The sequence below is a fragment of the Pseudomonas sp. HP_08 genome (assembly GCF_055284095.1).
Map to the genome: position 1 here is coordinate 322,081 of NZ_JBTOQC010000045.1, position 17,347 is coordinate 339,427.

General features: G+C 60.3%; 18 protein-coding genes. 9 read left to right on the plus strand and 9 right to left on the minus strand.

Annotated elements, in window-relative coordinates; translation table 11 throughout:
- Positions 1-35: 35 nt before the first annotated feature.
- On the minus strand, positions 36-1,931 hold the full coding sequence (locus ACYAS9_RS25915) for a potassium transporter Kup (RefSeq protein ID WP_463571286.1): 1,896 nt from the start codon (positions 1,929-1,931) through the stop codon (positions 36-38).
- Between the two features lie 278 nt (positions 1,932-2,209).
- Between ACYAS9_RS25915 and rimO the strand changes: the two genes are divergently transcribed.
- From rimO to tsaA, 5 genes are all read left to right on the plus strand, one after another.
- The gene (gene rimO / locus ACYAS9_RS25920; protein WP_463571287.1) at positions 2,210-3,556 is read left to right on the plus strand and encodes a 30S ribosomal protein S12 methylthiotransferase RimO; all 1,347 of its coding nucleotides are present in this window, start codon (positions 2,210-2,212) and stop codon (positions 3,554-3,556) included.
- Between the two features lie 65 nt (positions 3,557-3,621).
- Positions 3,622-4,071, plus strand: a complete 450-nt coding sequence (locus ACYAS9_RS25925) for a GNAT family N-acetyltransferase (protein ID WP_463571288.1) — start codon at positions 3,622-3,624, stop codon at positions 4,069-4,071.
- Positions 4,072-4,152: 81 nt separating this feature from the next.
- Entirely contained in the window at positions 4,153-4,863 is a 711-nt protein-coding gene (locus ACYAS9_RS25930; RefSeq protein WP_463571289.1) for an rRNA pseudouridine synthase, read from the plus strand.
- A gap of 42 nt (positions 4,864-4,905) precedes the next feature.
- Positions 4,906-5,376 carry a YehS family protein gene (locus tag ACYAS9_RS25935; protein ID WP_463571290.1) on the plus strand — a complete coding sequence of 157 codons (471 nt, stop codon included), beginning with the start codon at positions 4,906-4,908 and terminating at the stop codon, positions 5,374-5,376.
- Positions 5,373-6,071, plus strand: coding sequence for a tRNA (N6-threonylcarbamoyladenosine(37)-N6)-methyltransferase TrmO (gene tsaA / locus ACYAS9_RS25940; RefSeq protein ID WP_463571291.1), 699 nt, complete (start codon positions 5,373-5,375; stop codon positions 6,069-6,071). The genes ACYAS9_RS25935 and tsaA overlap by 4 nt, the downstream gene beginning before the upstream one ends.
- A gap of 69 nt (positions 6,072-6,140) precedes the next feature.
- Here the strand turns inward: tsaA and fpr are convergent, their stop codons facing one another.
- Entirely contained in the window at positions 6,141-6,920 is a 780-nt protein-coding gene (fpr, locus tag ACYAS9_RS25945) for a ferredoxin-NADP reductase (protein ID WP_459748520.1), read from the minus strand.
- 122 nt (positions 6,921-7,042) lie between these two features.
- Between fpr and ACYAS9_RS25950 the strand changes: the two genes are divergently transcribed.
- On the plus strand, positions 7,043-7,969 hold the full coding sequence (locus tag ACYAS9_RS25950; protein WP_463571292.1) for a LysR family transcriptional regulator: 927 nt from the start codon (positions 7,043-7,045) through the stop codon (positions 7,967-7,969).
- A 9-nt stretch (positions 7,970-7,978) separates the two neighbouring features.
- Here the strand turns inward: ACYAS9_RS25950 and ACYAS9_RS25955 are convergent, their stop codons facing one another.
- The 3 genes from ACYAS9_RS25955 to ACYAS9_RS25965 all read right to left on the minus strand — a co-directional run bounded on the left by ACYAS9_RS25955 (position 7,979) and on the right by ACYAS9_RS25965 (position 9,950).
- Entirely contained in the window at positions 7,979-8,344 is a 366-nt protein-coding gene (locus tag ACYAS9_RS25955) for a diacylglycerol kinase (RefSeq protein ID WP_463571293.1), read from the minus strand.
- A 74-nt stretch (positions 8,345-8,418) separates the two neighbouring features.
- Positions 8,419-9,069 carry a response regulator transcription factor ErdR gene (erdR, locus tag ACYAS9_RS25960; protein WP_463571374.1) on the minus strand — a complete coding sequence of 217 codons (651 nt, stop codon included), beginning with the start codon at positions 9,067-9,069 and terminating at the stop codon, positions 8,419-8,421.
- Positions 9,070-9,239: 170 nt separating this feature from the next.
- Entirely contained in the window at positions 9,240-9,950 is a 711-nt protein-coding gene (locus ACYAS9_RS25965) for a tRNA-uridine aminocarboxypropyltransferase (RefSeq protein ID WP_463571294.1), read from the minus strand.
- 209 nt (positions 9,951-10,159) lie between these two features.
- Here ACYAS9_RS25965 and ACYAS9_RS25970 point away from each other — a divergent pair, with 209 nt between their 5' ends.
- A complete protein-coding gene (locus tag ACYAS9_RS25970; RefSeq protein ID WP_463571295.1) occupies positions 10,160-10,588 on the plus strand; it encodes a quorum-sensing-regulated virulence factor family protein in 429 nt (142 codons plus the stop codon).
- A gap of 17 nt (positions 10,589-10,605) precedes the next feature.
- On the opposite strand, the gene ACYAS9_RS25975 is transcribed toward ACYAS9_RS25970, so the two are convergent.
- Positions 10,606-10,806: a hypothetical protein gene (locus tag ACYAS9_RS25975; RefSeq protein WP_463571296.1), complete on the minus strand. Its 201-nt coding sequence runs from the start codon at positions 10,804-10,806 to the stop codon at positions 10,606-10,608.
- Positions 10,807-11,061: 255 nt separating this feature from the next.
- On the opposite strand from ACYAS9_RS25975, the gene ACYAS9_RS25980 reads away from it, so the two are divergent.
- Positions 11,062-12,180 carry an LOG family protein gene (locus ACYAS9_RS25980; protein ID WP_463571297.1) on the plus strand — a complete coding sequence of 373 codons (1,119 nt, stop codon included), beginning with the start codon at positions 11,062-11,064 and terminating at the stop codon, positions 12,178-12,180.
- Positions 12,181-12,188: 8 nt separating this feature from the next.
- On the opposite strand, the gene recX is transcribed toward ACYAS9_RS25980, so the two are convergent.
- The 3 genes from recX to ACYAS9_RS25995 form a co-directional block, all read right to left on the minus strand.
- Positions 12,189-12,659 carry a recombination regulator RecX gene (recX, locus tag ACYAS9_RS25985; protein ID WP_463571298.1) on the minus strand — a complete coding sequence of 157 codons (471 nt, stop codon included), beginning with the start codon at positions 12,657-12,659 and terminating at the stop codon, positions 12,189-12,191.
- A 9-nt stretch (positions 12,660-12,668) separates the two neighbouring features.
- Entirely contained in the window at positions 12,669-13,742 is a 1,074-nt protein-coding gene (gene recA, locus ACYAS9_RS25990) for a recombinase RecA (protein ID WP_463571299.1), read from the minus strand.
- 92 nt (positions 13,743-13,834) lie between these two features.
- Positions 13,835-14,335, minus strand: coding sequence for a CinA family protein (locus ACYAS9_RS25995; protein WP_463571300.1), 501 nt, complete (start codon positions 14,333-14,335; stop codon positions 13,835-13,837).
- 289 nt (positions 14,336-14,624) lie between these two features.
- Here ACYAS9_RS25995 and mutS point away from each other — a divergent pair, with 289 nt between their 5' ends.
- Positions 14,625-17,204: a DNA mismatch repair protein MutS gene (gene mutS, locus ACYAS9_RS26000; RefSeq protein WP_463571375.1), complete on the plus strand. Its 2,580-nt coding sequence runs from the start codon at positions 14,625-14,627 to the stop codon at positions 17,202-17,204.
- Positions 17,205-17,347 lie beyond the last annotated feature (143 nt).

The following is a 17,347-nucleotide window of genomic DNA, read 5'->3' on the forward strand; positions in this document are numbered from 1 at the left end:
GCCCCGGCACTGCAAAGTGACCGGGGCTTTTTTATCTACATTTCCACTTGGGTACCGAGTTCGATCACCCGGTTGAACGGCAGCTTGAAGAAGCGCAGGTTACCGTTGGCATTCTTGAGCATGAACGCGAACAGCGCTTCTCGCCAACGTGCCATGCCGACCATCTTCGAGGGGATGACCGTCTCGCGGCTAAGGAAGTAAGTGGTGCGCATCGGGCTGAAATCCAGCTCATCGAGATGGCACAAGCTCAGCGCCTGAGGCACATCCGGCTCATCGATAAAGCCGAAATGCAGGATCACCCGGTAGAAGCCTTCGCCATAGGACTCGACCTCGAAGCGCTCATTCGCAGGCACTCGCGGGCGGTCTTCATACACCACGGTCAACAGCACCACTTGCTCGTGCAACACCTGGTTATGCAGCATGTTGTGCAGCAAGGCATGCGGCACCGCGTCTGAGCGCGCCGTCAGGAACACGGCGGTGCCCTGCACGCGATGCGGCGGCTGCACGCGGATACTGCTGATGAAGATCGGCAGCGGCAGGCCGGCTTCGTCGATGCGCTCGGCCAGCAGTTGCCGGCCGCGCTTCCAGGTGGTCATGAGGATGAACAGCGCAGCGCCCGCCAGTACCGGAAAGGCCCCGCCCTGCACGATCTTGGGTACGTTGGCGGCAAAAAACAGCCCGTCGACCAGCAGCAGCCCGATCAGCAGCGGCACCGCCAGCAACGGCGGCCACTTCCACAGCAGCAGCATCACCGCCGACACCAGGAAGGTGGTGCACAGCATGGTGCCGGTCACCGCAACCCCATAGGCCGACGCCAGCGCGCCGGAAGACTCGAACCCGATCACCAGCAGAATCACCCCGACCATCAGCGCCCAGTTCACCGCACCGATATAGATCTGCCCTTGGGCATCACTGGAGGTGTGCTGGATGTACATGCGCGGAATATAGCCCAGCTGGATGGCCTGCAGGGTCATCGAGAAGGCCCCGGAAATCACCGCCTGAGAGGCAATGATTGTTGCCAGCGTCGACAGCGCGATCAACGGCAGCAAGGCCCAGCCCGGCGCCAACAGGTAGAACGGGTTGCGCACCGCTTCAGGGTGCTCCAGCACCAACGCACCCTGGCCGAAGTAATTGAGCAGCAAGGCCGGCAACACCAGGATGAACCAGGCCCGGGAAATCGGCTTGCGGCCAAAATGCCCCATGTCGGCGTACAAGGCCTCGGCACCGGTCAGGGCCAGCACCACCGCGCCCAGAATCGCGACACCAATACCGGGATGCACAATGAAAAAGCGCACGCCCCAGACCGGGTTTACCGCCTGCAAGACCTCAGGGGTGTGCAGGATGCCGTAGACCCCCAATGCGCCCAGCACCAGAAACCAGGCCACCATCACTGGCCCGAACAGCACGCCGATGCGCGCTGTGCCGTGCTTCTGGATCAGAAACAGGCCCACCAGCACCACCAGCGCCATCGGCACGATCCAGTTATCCAGCCCGTCAAAGGCCAGCTCAAGCCCTTCCATTGCCGACAGTACCGACACCGCAGGCGTGATCATGCTGTCGCCGTAGAACAAGGCCGCCCCGAACAACCCGAAGGCCACCATGACCATCTGCAACCGGGGAAAGCGCGCCGTGGCCCGCCGCGCCAGCGCAGTCAGGGCCATGATCCCGCCTTCGCCCTGGTTGTCGGCACGCAGGACAAACACCATGTATTTGAACGACACCACCCAGATCAGCGACCAGAAGATCAGCGATAAAATCCCGAAAATGGCGTCGTGGGTGACCTCGACCCCATAACCGCCCTGAAACACTTCCTTGAGGGTATACAACGGGCTGGTGCCGATGTCGCCGTACACCACTCCCACCGCTGCAATCAGTAATCCCAACGGTTTGGCGGTACTTCCTGTTCCGGCCTGACTACTTGCATGACTCATCGAATACTCCCGAAACCGGAACCTGAGGCCTTGTACTTAACCTGAGCCGCCTGTGTGCTTAACAGCAGGAAACAATTGAGTTTGCACGCTTTCTTGACAGACTCCGTGCACAACGCCGCGAAGCATAGCGCAGCACTCGTCTTATTTCTCTGTAAGGCACTGGTCATGTCGCCGGCTGATCGCTAGAATTGCGCACTTTTTGACCAGAGGCGCACCGAGCGCCCACGTCGGAGCCCGCGCAGTGCGTTGAGGCCTCCCCCTTCACGCCGAGGTTTGCCATGTCCACCGCTAATACCCCCGCATCCGCACCCAAAGTCGGATTCGTCAGCCTCGGCTGTCCCAAGGCTCTGGTCGACTCTGAACGCATCCTGACCCAACTGCGCATGGAAGGTTACGAAGTCGTGCCGACCTATCAGGACGCCGATGTGGTGGTCGTCAACACCTGCGGTTTCATCGACTCGGCCAAGGCCGAATCGCTGGAAGTGATCGGTGAGGCCCTCGCCGAAAACGGCAAGGTGATCGTTACCGGTTGCATGGGCGTCGACGAAAGCGTGATCCGCAATGTGCACCCCAGCGTGCTGTCGGTCACCGGTCCGCAGCAGTACGAGCAGGTAGTCACCGCCGTGCACTCGGCGGCACCACCGAACCACGAGCACAACCCGCTGATCGACCTGGTGCCGCCGCAAGGCATCAAGCTGACCCCGCGTCATTATGCGTACCTGAAAATTTCCGAAGGCTGCAACCACAGCTGCAGCTTCTGCATTATCCCGTCGATGCGCGGCAAGCTGGTCAGCCGCCCGGTGGGTGATGTACTCGACGAAGCCCAGCGCCTGGTCAAGTCGGGCGTCAAAGAGCTGCTGGTGATCTCTCAGGACACCAGCGCCTACGGCGTGGATATCAAGTACCGCACCGGTTTCTGGAACGGCCAGCCGGTCAAGACGCGCATGACTGAACTGTGCCAGGCGCTCAGCTCGCTGGGCGTGTGGGTGCGCCTGCACTACGTGTACCCGTATCCGCACGTCGACGAGCTGATTCCGCTGATGGCGGCCGGCAAGATCCTGCCGTACCTGGACATCCCGTTCCAGCACGCCAGCCCGAAAGTGCTCAAGCTGATGAAGCGCCCGGCCTTCGAAGACAAGACCCTGGCGCGGATCAAGAACTGGCGCGAGCAGTGCCCGGACCTGATCATCCGCTCGACCTTCATCGTCGGCTTCCCCGGTGAAACCGAAGAAGACTTCCAGTACCTGCTCGAGTGGCTGACCGAAGCCCAGCTCGACCGCGTCGGCTGCTTCCAGTACTCGCCGGTCGAAGGCGCGCCAGCCAACCTGCTGGATGCCGAAATCGTACCGGATGATGTCAAGCAGGATCGCTGGGACCGCTTCATGGCCCACCAACAGGCCATCAGTGCTGCCCGCCTGCAGATGAAGATCGGCAAGGACATCGAAGTGCTGATCGACGAAGTCGACGAACGCGGTGCGGTCGGCCGTTGCTTCTTCGATGCCCCGGAAATCGACGGCAACGTCTACATTGGTCTGGAGGACGACAGCAACGTCAAACCGGGCGACAAGATCATGTGCCGGGTCACCGACGCCGACGAATACGACCTGTGGGCCGAACTGCTGTAAGCCTGAAACGGTGCCATCAAGCCCCGCCGTTGCGGGGCTTTTCAATTGCGCAGGAGCTATCCGGCATGGACTTCCATCGCCCTGACAAGCACGACTACCCACGGCTGATCGAGGTCTGGGAAAGCGCGGTGCGCGCCACTCACGACTTTTTGCCCGAACCTTATCTGCAACGTCTCAAGGTCCTGCTGCTGGAGCAGTACCTGGACACCGTGCTGCTGTTCTGCACCCGCGACGCACAGGGGCTGATCACAGGGTTTGCCGGCGTCGGCCTGGGCAAGCTGGAAATGCTGTTCATTGACGCTGAACACCGTGGTCAAGGGCTGGGCACCCAATTGCTCAACCATGCCATCGCGCAGTTCGGTATTCGTCACCTGGACGTCAACGAGCAGAACCCTCAGGCGCTGGGGTTTTATCTCAAGCACGGTTTCAAACAGGTCAGCCGCAGCCCGGTGGACGGGCTGGACCAGCCTTATCCGATGCTGCGCCTGACACTGGCCAGGCCGCGGCGGATCTGACACAAGCGCGCACCAAGCAGATTAACCGGGCGTGCATGCGTACAATGACGCCTTTCTACCCTTTTAAAACGGCTGCCTTTCATGTCTGAACCCCTACGCCTTTCCAAACGCCTCATCGAGCTGACCGGCTGCTCGCGTCGCGAAGCCGAGCTGTACATCGAAGGCGGTTGGGTGACCGTCGATGGCCAGGTGATCGAAGAGCCGCAATTCAAGGTCGATAACCAGAAGGTCGTGCTCAACCCGGACGCTGTGGCCAGCTCGCCGGACCCGGTCACGCTGATCCTGCACAAACCGGCCAGCCAGAGCCTGGATGCGGCGCTCGACTCGATCACTCCCGGCACCTTGTCGGTCGAGCACAGCTACGGCAAGCGCGTGCTCAAGGGCCACTTTCTGCGTCAGGAAGCCGTGTCGAGCCTGCAGGCCAACGCCAGCGGTCTGGTGGTGTTCAGCCAGGACTGGAAAATCCTGCGCAAGCTCACCGACGACCGCAGCCGCATCGAACAGGAATACGTGGTGGAAGTCAGCGGCGAGATGGTCGCCCATGGCCTCAACCGCCTGAACCATGGCGTCACCCACAAAGGCAAGGAGCTGCCGGCAGTCAAAGCCAGCTGGCAGAACGAGAACCGCCTGCGTTTCGCCCTGAAAAATCCGCAACCCGACGTCATTGCCCAACTGTGCACGGCGGTTGGCCTGAAGATCGTTGCCATCCGCCGCATCCGTATCGGTGGTGTATCGATGGGCAAGTTGCCCGAAGGCCAGTGGCGCTACATGACTGCCTCGGAAAAATTCTGATAACCGTTTTCCAGGCTACTACCTGAAAGGATTTCTGCTTCCATGATCAACAACGACATTTTGCGCAGCGTGCGCTACATGCTGGATATCAGCGACTTCAAGATCGTCGATATCCTCAAGCTGGCCGACTGCCAATTGACCCGAGAAGAAGTCGCCGCCTACCTGAAAAAGGAAGAGGACGAAGGCTACGCCGTCCTGCCTGACGAACTGATGGCGCATTTTCTCGATGGTCTGGTGTATTTCAAGCGTGGCAAGGACGAAAGCCGTCCGCCCCAGCCGCTGGAGCTGCCGGTCACCAACAACATTGTTCTGAAAAAACTGCGCGTGGCCTTCGAGCTCAAGGAAGAAGACCTGCACGCGATCCTCGCCTCGGTGGATTTCCCTGTGTCCAAGCCAGAACTCAGCGCGCTGTTTCGCAAGGTCGGGCATAACAACTACCGCGAGTGCGGTGACCAGTTGCTGCGCAACTTCCTCAAGGGCCTGACCCTGCGCGTACGCCCTGCCCAGCCATGACCTACAGCGTCTCCCCGGTCGGCTTTGTGCGCTCCTGCTTCAAGGAGAAGTTCGCCATTCCACGCCAGCCGCATTTGGCTCCGGCAGCGCGTGGCGTGCTGGAACTGGTGGCGCCCTTCGATCAGGGCGATGCTGTGCAGGGACTGGAGCAGGTCAGCCACGTCTGGCTATTGTTCGTGTTTCATCAGGCACTGGAAGCGACGCCACGCCTGAAGGTCCGGCCGCCGCGGCTGGGCGGCAACCAGAGCATGGGCGTGTTCGCCACCCGCGCCACGCACCGGCCCAACGGCATCGGCCAGTCGGTGGTGCGCCTGGACAAGGTCGAACCGGGTCGCCTGTGGCTGTCGGGCATCGACTTGCTCGACGGCACGCCGGTGCTGGATATCAAGCCTTACGTGCCTTACGCCGACATTGTCAGCGATGCCCGCAACGAGATGGCCAGCGCCGCACCGACGCTGATTGCGGTGCAGTGGCAGGACAGCGCCCTGCAACAGGCTCATAGCCACGCCCTGCGCCTGAACGAGCCGCTGGTCGAGCTGATCAAGCAGTGCCTGGCTCAGGACCCGCGACCGGCCTATCAGGTGCCAGCGCCTGAACGCCGTTATGGGGCGCAGTTCTGGGATCTGGATGTGCGCTGGCATTACCCGGAACCCGGACTGATCCGCGTACTGGAAGTCGTACCGGCCTGCCAATAAAAGGCTACGGCCCAATAAAAAACCCGCCGGCTCCGATAAGAGGCGGCGGGTTTTTTATTCAGGCGCCCATCACTTCTCGACGAAAGCGCGCTCGATCAGGTAGTCACCCGGCTCGCGCATGCGCGGCGAAACGGTCAGACCGAAGCTGTTGAGCACTTCGCTGGTTTCATCCAGCATGCTCGGGCTGCCGCACAGCATGGCGCGGTCGTCCTGCGGGTTGATCGGCGGCAGGCCGATGTCGCTGAACAGCTTGCCACTGCGCATCAGGTCGGTCAGACGACCCTGGTTGCGATACGGCTCACGGGTCACGGTGGGGTAATAGATCAGTTTTTCACGCAGCGCCTCACCGAAGAATTCGTTCTGCGGCAGGATCTCGGTGATGAACTCGTGGTAAGCCACCTCGTTGACATTACGCACGCCGTGTACCAGCACGACTTTCTCGTAACGCTCGTAGGTTTCCGGGTCCTGGATAACGCTCATGAACGGCGCCAGACCGGTACCGGTGCTCAGCAGGTACAGGTGTTTGCCAGGCTTGAGGTCGTCGAGCACCAGCGTGCCGGTAGGCTTTTTGCTGATGATGATTTCATCGCCTTCCTTGAGGTGCTGCAACTGGGACGTCAGCGGGCCATCGGGCACCTTGATGCTGAAGAATTCCAGATGCTCTTCCCAGTTCGGGCTGGCAATGGAGTAGGCACGCATGAGCGGACGACCGGTGGGCTGCTGCAGACCGATCATGACGAATTGACCGTTCTCGAAGCGCAGGCCCGGGTCACGGGTGCACTTGAAGCTGAAGAGCGTGTCATTCCAATGATGAACGCTGAGGACGCGCTCGTGATACATGTTGCTCATGTACGTGGAAACTCCTGAAAAAATCGCTCGCGCCGGCACAGGCGCTATTGCGCGACATTCTAGTGGCAGACACAATATCTGTTAACTGGATTATCAAGATATGGGTTATCGGTTATATAGATATGCGATTTACTCTGCGTCAACTTCAGGTCTTCGTGGCCGTCGCCCAGCAAGAAAGCGTTTCCAAGGCTGCGGTCATGCTGTCGCTGTCGCAATCGGCCGCCAGCACCTCGATCACCGAACTGGAGCGCCAATCGAGCTGCCAGTTGTTCGACCGTGCCGGCAAGCGTCTGAGCCTCAACGCTACCGGTCGCCAGTTGCTGCCCCAGGCGGTGGCCCTGCTCGACCAGGCCAAGGAAATCGAAGACCTGCTCAACGGCAAGTCGGGCTTCGGCTCGCTGGCGGTCGGCGCCACACTGACCATCGGCAATTACCTGGCCACCCTGCTGATCGGCAGCTTCATGCAGCGCCACCCGGAAAGCCAGGTGAAGCTGCACGTGCAGAACACCGCACACATCGTGCAACAGGTTGCGCATTATGAAATCGATCTGGGCCTGATTGAAGGCGACTGCAGCCACCCGGACATCGAGGTGCAAAGCTGGGTCGAGGACGAACTGGTGGTGTTCTGCGCACCTCAGCACCCGCTGGCCATCAAGGGCCAGGCCACGCTTGAGGAGTTGACCCGTGAAGCCTGGATCCTGCGCGAACAGGGTTCTGGCACTCGCCTGACTTTCGACCAGGCCCTGCGCCATCATCGCAATGGCTTGAACGTGCGCCTGGAACTGGAGCACACCGAGGCCATCAAGCGCGCCGTGGAGTCAGGTCTGGGAATTGGCTGTATTTCCAGGCTGGCCCTGCGCGATGCCTTTCGCCGCGGCAGCCTGGTGGCGCTGGACACGCCGGCGCTGGACCTGTCCAGGCAGTTCTACTTCATCTGGCACAAGCAGAAATACCAGACCTCGGCGATGCGTGAGTTTCTGGAACTGTGCCGGGCCTTCACCGCTGGCGTACAGCGCAGCGACCAGATCGTGTTGCCCAGCCTCTATTAACCCGGCCCTCTAGCCGAGCAGGATCACCGCCCAGACCAAGGCAATCATGCTCAGGGCGATCAGTTGTGCCGCACTGCCCATGTCCTTGGCATTCTTCGACAAGGGGTGCAGGTCCAGGGAAATACGGTCGATGGCCGCTTCTACCGCGGAGTTGAGCAACTCGACGATCAGTGCCAACAGGCACACCGCAATCAACAGCGCATGTTCGCCCCGGCTGACGTTGAGGAAGAACGACAGCGGGATCAGCACGACATTGATCAGCACCAACTGACGAAAGGCAGCTTCGCCCTTGAAGGCGGCGCTCAGGCCATCGAGCGAGTACCCGGCAGCATTGAAAATACGTTTAAGACCGGTCTGGCCCTTGAAAGGCGACATACAAAGAACTGCCATGCAAAAAAGATGAAGGAAATTAAAGCGGGGCCGGTCAAAAAAATGTGAACCCCACCTGATTATTGTGCCGGGATCGATTCCAGCTGCTGCAGCAACAGCGCCGCCTGCGTACGTGTGCGCACCCCAAGCTTGCGGAAGATCGCCGTGACATGCGCCTTGATGGTCGCCTCCGACACACTCAATTCGTAGGCAATCTGCTTGTTCAACAAGCCTTCGCAGACCATGGTCAATACCCGGAACTGCTGCGGTGTGAGGCTGGCAAGGCCTGCGCTGGCCGCCTTGGCTTCAGCCGAGACACTGACAGCTTCATCGGCTTGTGGCGGCCACCAGACATCGCCATCAAGCACCGCACGCACGGCCTGCTGGATAGTTTGCAGAGGGCTGGATTTGGGAATGAAACCACTGGCGCCGAATTCACGGGAACGCACCACGATCGACGCTTCTTCCTGCGCCGAGACCATTACCACCGGTATCTGCGGGTATTGGCCGCGCAGTAGAACCAGCCCGGAAAATCCATAGGCGCCCGGCATGTTCAGGTCCAGCAGCACCAGATCCCAGTCGGCCTTCTGCGCCAGTTGAGCCTCGATCTGCGCGATGCTGTCCGCTTCGACCAGCCGCGCTTGCGGGCCCAGCCCCAGGCTCAGCGCCTGATGCAAGGCGCTGCGAAACAGCGGGTGATCATCGGCGATCAGGATATCGTAGGTCATTATTTGATCCTGTTTTTATACTGAGTACGAATACCCGATCAGGCCGCTGCGAATGTCGGCAAATGCTCAGCGTCCCTGCACGACTCGGGGCGGCGCCAAGCATGCCCAGCCGGGCCGTGGTGGTCAAGCGCGATCCGGGCTGAGGATGGCAGTTGGCCTTTAAGGCGTAAAGTTCAGAGCCAGGTCTTCAGACGGTTATGCACGGCATCGTCAGGATCAAGCGGATTCTGGTACTTGGCCGCCAGATAATGCGTGGTGAACACATCCAGATAGGCATCGAGCTGCTGACTGGCATCGATATCACCCGCCAGCTCCAGGCATAACGCTGCGACTTCAGCGGTACAGAAGTGATCGTCACGCTTGGAGCGGCGCAGGCGATACCGCGAGATCTGTTCCGGCGCCAGACTCAATACCGGGAACCGCTCAAGGTACGGACTCTTGCGGAACATCTTGCGCGCTTCTGTCCAGGTGGCGTCCAGCAAAATAAATAGCGGACGCTTGCCCGATAGCGGAGCGACCTGATCGACAACCCGCTCTTGGGCGACAAATTCACCGGGGAATACCAGATAAGGCTGCCACTGCGGGTCATCAAGCAGCGCCAGCAGCTTGGGGTCGACGTCCAGGCGCGACCAGCCAAAGGCATGCGTATCCTCGATCACATCGGCGATCAGCCAGCCGGTGTTGGTCGGCTTCAAGGGCTCGGTATCATGCATCAACAGGCACATGGCTGACATGGCTGCGGCGTGCGTGCGCCAGGCACACAGACAATAGCTGAAAATCACCCGGCAACCCGGGCAACGCGGCGCCCGCGAACCCCGGGCAACAAATGGCTTGGTACTGCGTGCCAGGCGCTCTTCGCGCAGGCGAGATACGGCGTGGCTCATGGCGAGACACACTCGCGGGAGGAAAGCATCGGCACAGCGAATAACCCGAAAGGATTGAAAAGTGCGCGCAGTTTATCAGAGCCGGGGCCGCGAGCGTTTTGCGGGCCGATGTGATTCAGGGCGCACAGCCTTTATACTCCCGCGCCTGTTTGTGAACGCACATCCAAGTTGCTGGTCAAAGCGCCAGCCACCGTAGTCAGGAGAGTTCAATGCTGCGCCTTATCGCCCCCACCCTCATACTTTTGCTCGCAGCCCCTCTGGGTGCCCAGGCGGCGTCGAAACAAGAGTACGAATTGAGCAAGATGCTGGAACAAGTCGCCAAGGAAAGCAGCGTCGGAACTCCACGCGCCATCAACGAGGACATTCTCGACCAGGGCTACACGGTCAGTGGCAACGAACTGATCAACCACCTGAGCGTACGTGAAGACCAGGCCCGGCAGATGCGCGCCAACCCGGACACGGTTCGCGCCCAACTGGCCAACAGTGTTTGTCATAACAACGGGTACCGTCAGTTAATGACCAAGGGCGCCGTGCTCAAGTATCAATTCACCGAATACAAGAGCAACCGGCCGGTCATCAGCCAGACATTCACCAACACCGATTGCACGACCAAGCCTGCAGCCAAGGCGAAAAAGTAAGCGCTAGCGCTTATTCATCATGTCACCCGTCTGGTCGCGTGCCGTTGTTCATCATCGGCGCGCAACTCGGCAATCAATGCCTGAACGTAACGTGAGCGCGTTTCTTCACTGCGCAAGCGGCGCAGGCATTCCTGACTCAGGGTCAGACAATCGGCTTGCGCCGCCTGTTCGAGCGCGTCGTACAGCGCCTGATCCACTTCAAGTCTGATGATTACCATCTGCAGCCTCCCTGCACCTCAATCATCGCCATGCTCCATGGGCAGACCCCGCAAGCCCTGCCTCAAACTGAGTAAATCAGAGCGATGAACAGGTATCTGGCAGACTGACGAGCGGGCATTTCAGTGTCGTATTACAAATGACACGGAACACCTTCGAATCGACATCGACCGGCAGCTGACGCTATAAACCTTGATAACCTTTATTCAGGTATGCAGCGGGCAGCCACGCCGATTCTGCAGGAGGAGAATACTTAAATGCCGTATGTACCCAACGATGCGCTATCCCGCCACTTTCAGGACAAGGGGCTGGACATCGCCGACAAGGTTCAGCAACACCTTGATTTGCTGGCCCCTGGCAGCGCCAATCTGCCGCTATACCGCGACATGATCCTTACCGTTTTGCGCATGGCCGAGGACGACCGTAACCGCTGGAATGCCAAGATTGTGTTGCAGACCCTGCGTGAACTCGATAACGCCTTTCGGGTTCTGGAACAATTCAAGGGACGCCGCAAGGTCACGGTGTTCGGCTCGGCGCGTACACCGCTTGAGCATCCGCTTTACGCTCTGGCCCGCGAACTGGGCAAACGCCTGGCCGAGTCGGACATGATGGTCATCACTGGCGGTGGCGGCGGCATCATGGCAGCCGCTCACGAAGGCGCAGGCCTGGATCACAGCCTGGGGCTCAACATTACCCTGCCGTTCGAGCAACACGCCAACGCCACGATAGAAGGCAGCGACCACCTGCTGTCCTTCCACTTTTTCTTCACCCGCAAATTGTTTTTCACCAAGGAGGCCGATGCGCTGGTGCTCTGCCCCGGCGGCTTTGGCACGCTGGATGAAGCACTGGAAGTGCTGACCCTGATCCAGACCGGCAAGAGCCCGCTGGTGCCGATTGTGCTGCTCGATGCTCCGGGCGGAAGCTTCTGGCAAGGCGCGCTGGACTTCATCAAGGCCCAGCTACAAGACAACCACTACATTCTGCCCAGCGACCTGAAGCTGCTGCGCCTGGTGCACAGTCCTGAACAGGCAGTGGAAGAAATCGATCGTTTCTACAGCAACTTCCACTCCAGCCGCTGGCTGAAAAAGACGTTTGTCCTGCGCATGCGCCACCCGCTCAGCGAGGCAGCGCTGGAACATATACGCAGTACCTTCGCTGATTTGTGTTTGAGCGAGGGGTTCCAGCAGCTTGAATTCAAGCCCGATGAGCACGAAGAGGCGTCGTACAGTCACCTGACCCGGCTCGCGTTCAACTTTACCGGGCGCCAGCAGGGACGGTTGCGAGAATTGATCGACTATATCAACTTGCCGCAGAACCGGGCTGATGCCGCGCTTTCCAGCAAGATCCAGGCACATGAAACGCAGGATATCGGCTAAGGATCAACTCAGTCGAAATCCCCGCCCCGGCCGCTCAACAGGCGGCCGATCATGTCCAGCTGATAGCCTCGATAACTCAGAAAGCGGGTCTGTTGTGCGCGCTCACGCATGTCGCCGGGTAGCTTGCCGGCAAATTTGCGTTGCCAGGTCTCTTCCAGCCTGGCTCGCCAGTCGACCTCGCACTCAGCCAAGGCCTGCTCGATATCGCCTCGCGCAAGTCCGCGCTGACTCAACTCTTCACGAATCCGCAAGGGACCCTGCCCGGACCGGGCACGCGATGCGATGAAGCTTTCAAGGTAACGGGTTTCAGACAGCAGGCCATCCTCGACCAAGCGGTCCAGGGCAGCATCGATCATTTCGGAGGGAGCGCCGCGCTGGCGCAACTTGCGCGCCAGCTCGACACGACCGTGCTCGCGGCGTGCGAGCAGGTCCATTGCGGTACGCCGTACAGCGACGAGGGTATCGAGCACGGTGGTCATGATCGAAAATCAGGCGTCGGCGTCGATTTCGGCCATGTCGTCAGCGGATTCATCAATATCCGCAGGACGTGCGTCAGCAGCGGTCACAGCAGCGCCACCATTGAGCAGCTTGTCGCGAATCTGCTTCTCGAGCGCACCGGCGATTTCCTGGTTTTCAGCGAGGAACTTGGCCGAGTTGGCTTTGCCCTGACCGATCTTGCTGCCTTTGTAGCTGTACCAGGCACCGGATTTCTCCAGGAAGCCATGCGCTACGGCCAGGTCGATGATTTCGCCGTTCAGGTAGATACCCTTGCCGTACAGGATCTGGAACTCGGCCTGACGGAAAGGCGGTGCCACCTTGTTCTTGACGATCTTGACGCGTGTTTCGCTACCAACCACTTCGTCGCCTTCCTTCACCGCACCGGTACGACGGATATCCAGACGAACCGAGGCGTAGAATTTCAGGGCGTTACCACCGGTGGTGGTTTCCGGGCTACCGAACATCACACCGATCTTCATGCGGATCTGGTTGATGAAGATCACCAGGCAGTTGGCGTTCTTGATGTTGCCGGTGATCTTGCGCAGCGCCTGGGACATCAGGCGAGCCTGCAGGCCCACGTGCATGTCGCCCATTTCGCCTTCGATTTCGGCTTTAGGCACCAGAGCAGCCACGGAGTCGACCACAATCACGTCGACGGCATTGGAGCGCACCAGCATGTCGGTGATTTCCAGAGCCTGCTCGCCGGTGTCCGGCTGGGAAACCAGCAGGTCGTCGACATTCACACCCAGCTTGCCGGCGTATTCCGGATCAAGGGCATGCTCGGCGTCGACGAAGGCGCAGGTAGCACCCAGTTTTTGCGCCTGAGCGATGACCGACAGGGTCAGTGTGGTTTTACCCGACGACTCTGGACCATAGATTTCGACGATACGGCCACGTGGCAGACCGCCGATACCCAGTGCGATGTCCAGGCCGAGCGAGCCGGTGGAGATGGAAGGAATAGCCTGGCGGTCCTGGTCACCCATGCGCATTACGGCACCTTTGCCGAATTGACGCTCGATCTGACCCAAGGCCGCAGCCAAGGCTTTCTTCTTGTTCTCGTCCATTGAAGTCCTCACGTAATCAAATTCATTAAAGGCCTTGCGGCCACGACAACTGTATAAGTAGCCAGTATTATTCCACAGCGCCGAGCGCTCGCCTACCCCTGTTTCGGTTTTTCACCGATACAAAGCTGGATAAGCCCTTCCAGCGCGGTCTTTACCGTTTGTCGGCGCACTTCGTCGCGGTCACCGGCAAAGTGATGGCGCTGAGCGATGACCTGCTGACCATCAGCCCAGCACAGCCACACCGTGCCCACCGGTTTTTGCGGTGAGCCGCCCGAGGGCCCCGCCACACCGCTGACCGAGATAGCAAAGCGCGCCCCGCTATGGCGCTGTGCGCCGGTCGCCATTGCGCGCACCACTTCTTCACTGACCGCTCCGACCGACTCGAACAATGCCTGGGGCACATCCAGCTGACGGGTTTTCTGCGCATTGGAATAGGTCACATAGCCGGCTTCGAACCAGGCCGAGCTGCCGCCGATACGGGTAATGGCCTCGGCAATCCCGCCACCGGTACAGGACTCGGCCGTGCTGACCTGAGCCTTGAGCGATTCGAGATGCCTGCCAAGCACATCGGCAAGCCGGGTAATGTCATCCATGGTGCAATTCCTGACAGGAAAGAAAGTCGTCAGCCAAGCCAGCGGCCAACGGTTGGCGAGTCTACACACACGCAAGCCCTTGCATAGCCGGGCAAATGTGTAGGCATCCTTCGCAGCCATCCGGTGCACACCCCGGCGCATGCCTGCAACGGCCCTGCACGCGTGGTAATCTTGCGCCCATTACCCAGTCGCCAGCTGACATCTTCTGTTGCAAGCCGAGATGCGCTTTTGCCCCTGGCGTTGCCCCATTTATTTACGAATCTGCCATAACCCACTGATGAATAAAGCCATTTCCGATCTGTCCTCCCACACTCCCATGATGCAGCAATACTGGAGGCTGAAAAATCAGCACCCGGACCAGCTGATGTTCTATCGCATGGGCGACTTCTACGAAATCTTCTATGAAGACGCCAAGAAAGCCGCAAAGTTGCTGGACATCACTCTGACCGCTCGCGGCCAGTCGGCTGGCCAGAGCATTCCCATGTGCGGCATTCCCTACCACGCCGCCGAGGGTTACCTGGCCAAGCTGGTCAAACTGGGCGAGTCGGTGGTGATCTGTGAGCAGATTGGCGACCCGGCCACCAGCAAGGGACCGGTGGAGCGTCAGGTGGTGCGCATCATCACGCCGGGCACCGTCAGCGATGAAGCCTTGCTCGACGAGCGCCGCGACAACCTGCTGGCAGCTGTGCTGGGCGACGAGCGTCTGTTTGGCCTGGCAGTGCTGGATATCACCAGCGGCCTGTTCAGCGTGCAGGAGTTCAAGGGCTGGGAAACCCTGCTGGCCGAGCTGGAGCGCATCAACCCGGTCGAACTGCTGATTCCTGATGACTGGCCACAAGGCCTGCCGGCCGAAAAACGTCGGGGCGCGCGACGCCGTGCGCCATGGGATTTCGAGCGCGACTCGGCGCACAAGAGCCTGTGCCAGCAATTTTCGACCCAGGACCTGAAGGGCTTTGGCTGCGAAAACCTGACCCTGGCCATCGGCGCTGCCGGCTGCCTGCTGGGCTACGCCAAGGAAACCCAGCGTACCGCGCTGCCGCACCTGCGCAGCCTGCGCCACGAGCGTCTGGACGATACTGTGATCATGGACGGTGCCAGCCGTCGCAACCTGGAGCTGGACACCAACCTGGCCGGCGGGCGCGACAACACCCTGCTGTCGGTCATCGACCGCTGCCAGACCGCCATGGGCACTCGTATGCTGATCCGCTGGCTGAATCGTCCGTTGCGCGATCTGCCGGTGATTCAAGCCAGGCAGAGCGGCATCGAATGCCTGCTGGAGCAGTACCGCTTCGAGGGCCTGCAACCGCAGCTCAAGGAAATTGGCGATATCGAGCGGATTCTGGCGCGTATCGGCTTGCGCAATGCCCGCCCGCGCGATCTGGCTCGTCTGCGTGATGCCCTGAGCGCCCTGCCCGATCTGCAACGGGCCATGGCCGACCTTGAAGTGCCGCACCTGCAACAGCTGGCGCACACCACCAGCACCTACCCGGAGCTGGCCGAGCTGCTGCAACGCGCGATCATCGACAACCCGCCGGCGGTCATTCGCGATGGCGGCGTACTCAAGACCGGCTACGATGCCGAACTCGACGACCTGCAATCGCTGAGCGAAAACGCCGGCCAGTTTCTTATCGATCTGGAAACCCGCGAGAAAGCCCGCACCGGGCTGGCCAACCTCAAGGTCGGCTACAACCGCGTGCACGGCTACTTCATCGAACTGCCCAGCAAGCAGGCCGAACAGGCCCCTGCCGACTATATTCGCCGCCAGACGCTCAAGGGTGCCGAGCGCTTTATCACCCCGGAACTCAAAGCGTTCGAAGACAAGGCACTGTCGGCCAAGAGCCGTGCCCTGGCACGAGAGAAAATACTTTACGAGGCACTTCTCGAAGACCTGATCGGCCATCTGGCGCCGCTACAGGACACCGCCGCCGCCCTGGCGGAACTGGACGTGCTGAGCAACCTGGCCGAACGCGCCCTGAACCTGGACCTCAATTGCCCGCGCTTCGTTGCGCAGCCGTGCATGAAGATCGAGCAAGGCCGTCACCCGGTGGTCGAGCAAGTGCTGTCCAGCCCGTTCGTGGCCAACGACCTGGATCTGGACGACAACACCCGCATGCTGGTCATTACCGGCCCGAACATGGGCGGTAAGTCGACCTACATGCGCCAGACCGCGCTGATCGTGCTGCTGGCCCACATCGGCAGCTATGTGCCAGCGGCCAGTTGCGAGCTGTCGCTGGTCGACCGGATCTTTACCCGTATCGGCTCCAGCGACGATCTGGCCGGCGGACGTTCGACCTTCATGGTCGAAATGAGCGAAACCGCTAACATTTTGCACAACGCCACCGACCGCAGCCTGGTCCTGATGGACGAAGTCGGGCGCGGGACCAGTACCTTTGACGGTCTGTCGCTGGCCTGGGCTGCGGCAGAATGTCTCGCCCAGCTACGCGCCTATACGCTGTTCGCCACGCACTATTTCGAACTGACGGTGCTGCCCGAAAGCGAGCCTCTGGTGAGCAACGTGCACCTCAATGCCACCGAGCACAACGAACGCATCGTGTTCCTGCACCGGGTTCTGCCGGGGCCGGCCAGCCAGAGCTACGGCCTCGCCGTGGCGCAGCTGGCGGGGGTTCCAGGCCAGGTGATCAACCGCGCCAAGGAGCATCTGCATCGACTGGAAACGACCAGCCTGCCTCATGAGCAGCCGCATGTTCAGACCAGGTCGAAGTCCGGCAAACCTGCCGTGCCTCAGCAGAGCGACCTGTTCGCCAGCCTGCCTCATCCGGTGCTTGAAGAGCTTGGACGCCTCAAACCCGACGATCTGACACCACGTCAGGCGCTGGATTTGTTGTACTCATTGCAAACTCGCCTGTGACGTAGAGCGTTACATACTGTTAGAATCCCGCGCGGTTTTAGAATGCTCTTGACATTTAGCCTGGTCAAGCCGCTATCCGGGCCGCGTGAGAACGTAGCGAACCAAAGGTCAGCGGCAGGCGGACACAGCCACCCGCCTTGAGA

Excerpts from the sequence above, each read along its gene's own strand:
- ACYAS9_RS25930 (WP_463571289.1), top strand. The coding sequence starts at position 4,153 with ATGTCTGAACCCCTACGCCTTTCCAAACGCCTCATCGAGCTGACCGGC.
- ACYAS9_RS25995 (WP_463571300.1), bottom strand. The coding sequence starts at position 14,335 with ATGGATGACATTACCCGGCTTGCCGATGTGCTTGGCAGGCATCTCGAA.
- ACYAS9_RS25980 (WP_463571297.1), top strand. The coding sequence starts at position 11,062 with ATGCCGTATGTACCCAACGATGCGCTATCCCGCCACTTTCAGGACAAG.
- rimO (WP_463571287.1), top strand. The coding sequence starts at position 2,210 with ATGTCCACCGCTAATACCCCCGCATCCGCACCCAAAGTCGGATTCGTC.
- ACYAS9_RS25950 (WP_463571292.1), top strand. The coding sequence starts at position 7,043 with ATGCGATTTACTCTGCGTCAACTTCAGGTCTTCGTGGCCGTCGCCCAG.
- fpr (WP_459748520.1), bottom strand. The coding sequence starts at position 6,920 with ATGAGCAACATGTATCACGAGCGCGTCCTCAGCGTTCATCATTGGAAT.
- ACYAS9_RS25915 (WP_463571286.1), bottom strand. The coding sequence starts at position 1,931 with ATGAGTCATGCAAGTAGTCAGGCCGGAACAGGAAGTACCGCCAAACCG.
- ACYAS9_RS25955 (WP_463571293.1), bottom strand. The coding sequence starts at position 8,344 with ATGTCGCCTTTCAAGGGCCAGACCGGTCTTAAACGTATTTTCAATGCT.
- recX (WP_463571298.1), bottom strand. The coding sequence starts at position 12,659 with ATGACCACCGTGCTCGATACCCTCGTCGCTGTACGGCGTACCGCAATG.
- tsaA (WP_463571291.1), top strand. The coding sequence starts at position 5,373 with ATGACCTACAGCGTCTCCCCGGTCGGCTTTGTGCGCTCCTGCTTCAAG.
- ACYAS9_RS25970 (WP_463571295.1), top strand. The coding sequence starts at position 10,160 with ATGCTGCGCCTTATCGCCCCCACCCTCATACTTTTGCTCGCAGCCCCT.
- ACYAS9_RS25925 (WP_463571288.1), top strand. The coding sequence starts at position 3,622 with ATGGACTTCCATCGCCCTGACAAGCACGACTACCCACGGCTGATCGAG.
- recA (WP_463571299.1), bottom strand. The coding sequence starts at position 13,742 with ATGGACGAGAACAAGAAGAAAGCCTTGGCTGCGGCCTTGGGTCAGATC.
- ACYAS9_RS25965 (WP_463571294.1), bottom strand. The coding sequence starts at position 9,950 with ATGAGCCACGCCGTATCTCGCCTGCGCGAAGAGCGCCTGGCACGCAGT.
- ACYAS9_RS25975 (WP_463571296.1), bottom strand. The coding sequence starts at position 10,806 with ATGGTAATCATCAGACTTGAAGTGGATCAGGCGCTGTACGACGCGCTC.
- ACYAS9_RS25935 (WP_463571290.1), top strand. The coding sequence starts at position 4,906 with ATGATCAACAACGACATTTTGCGCAGCGTGCGCTACATGCTGGATATC.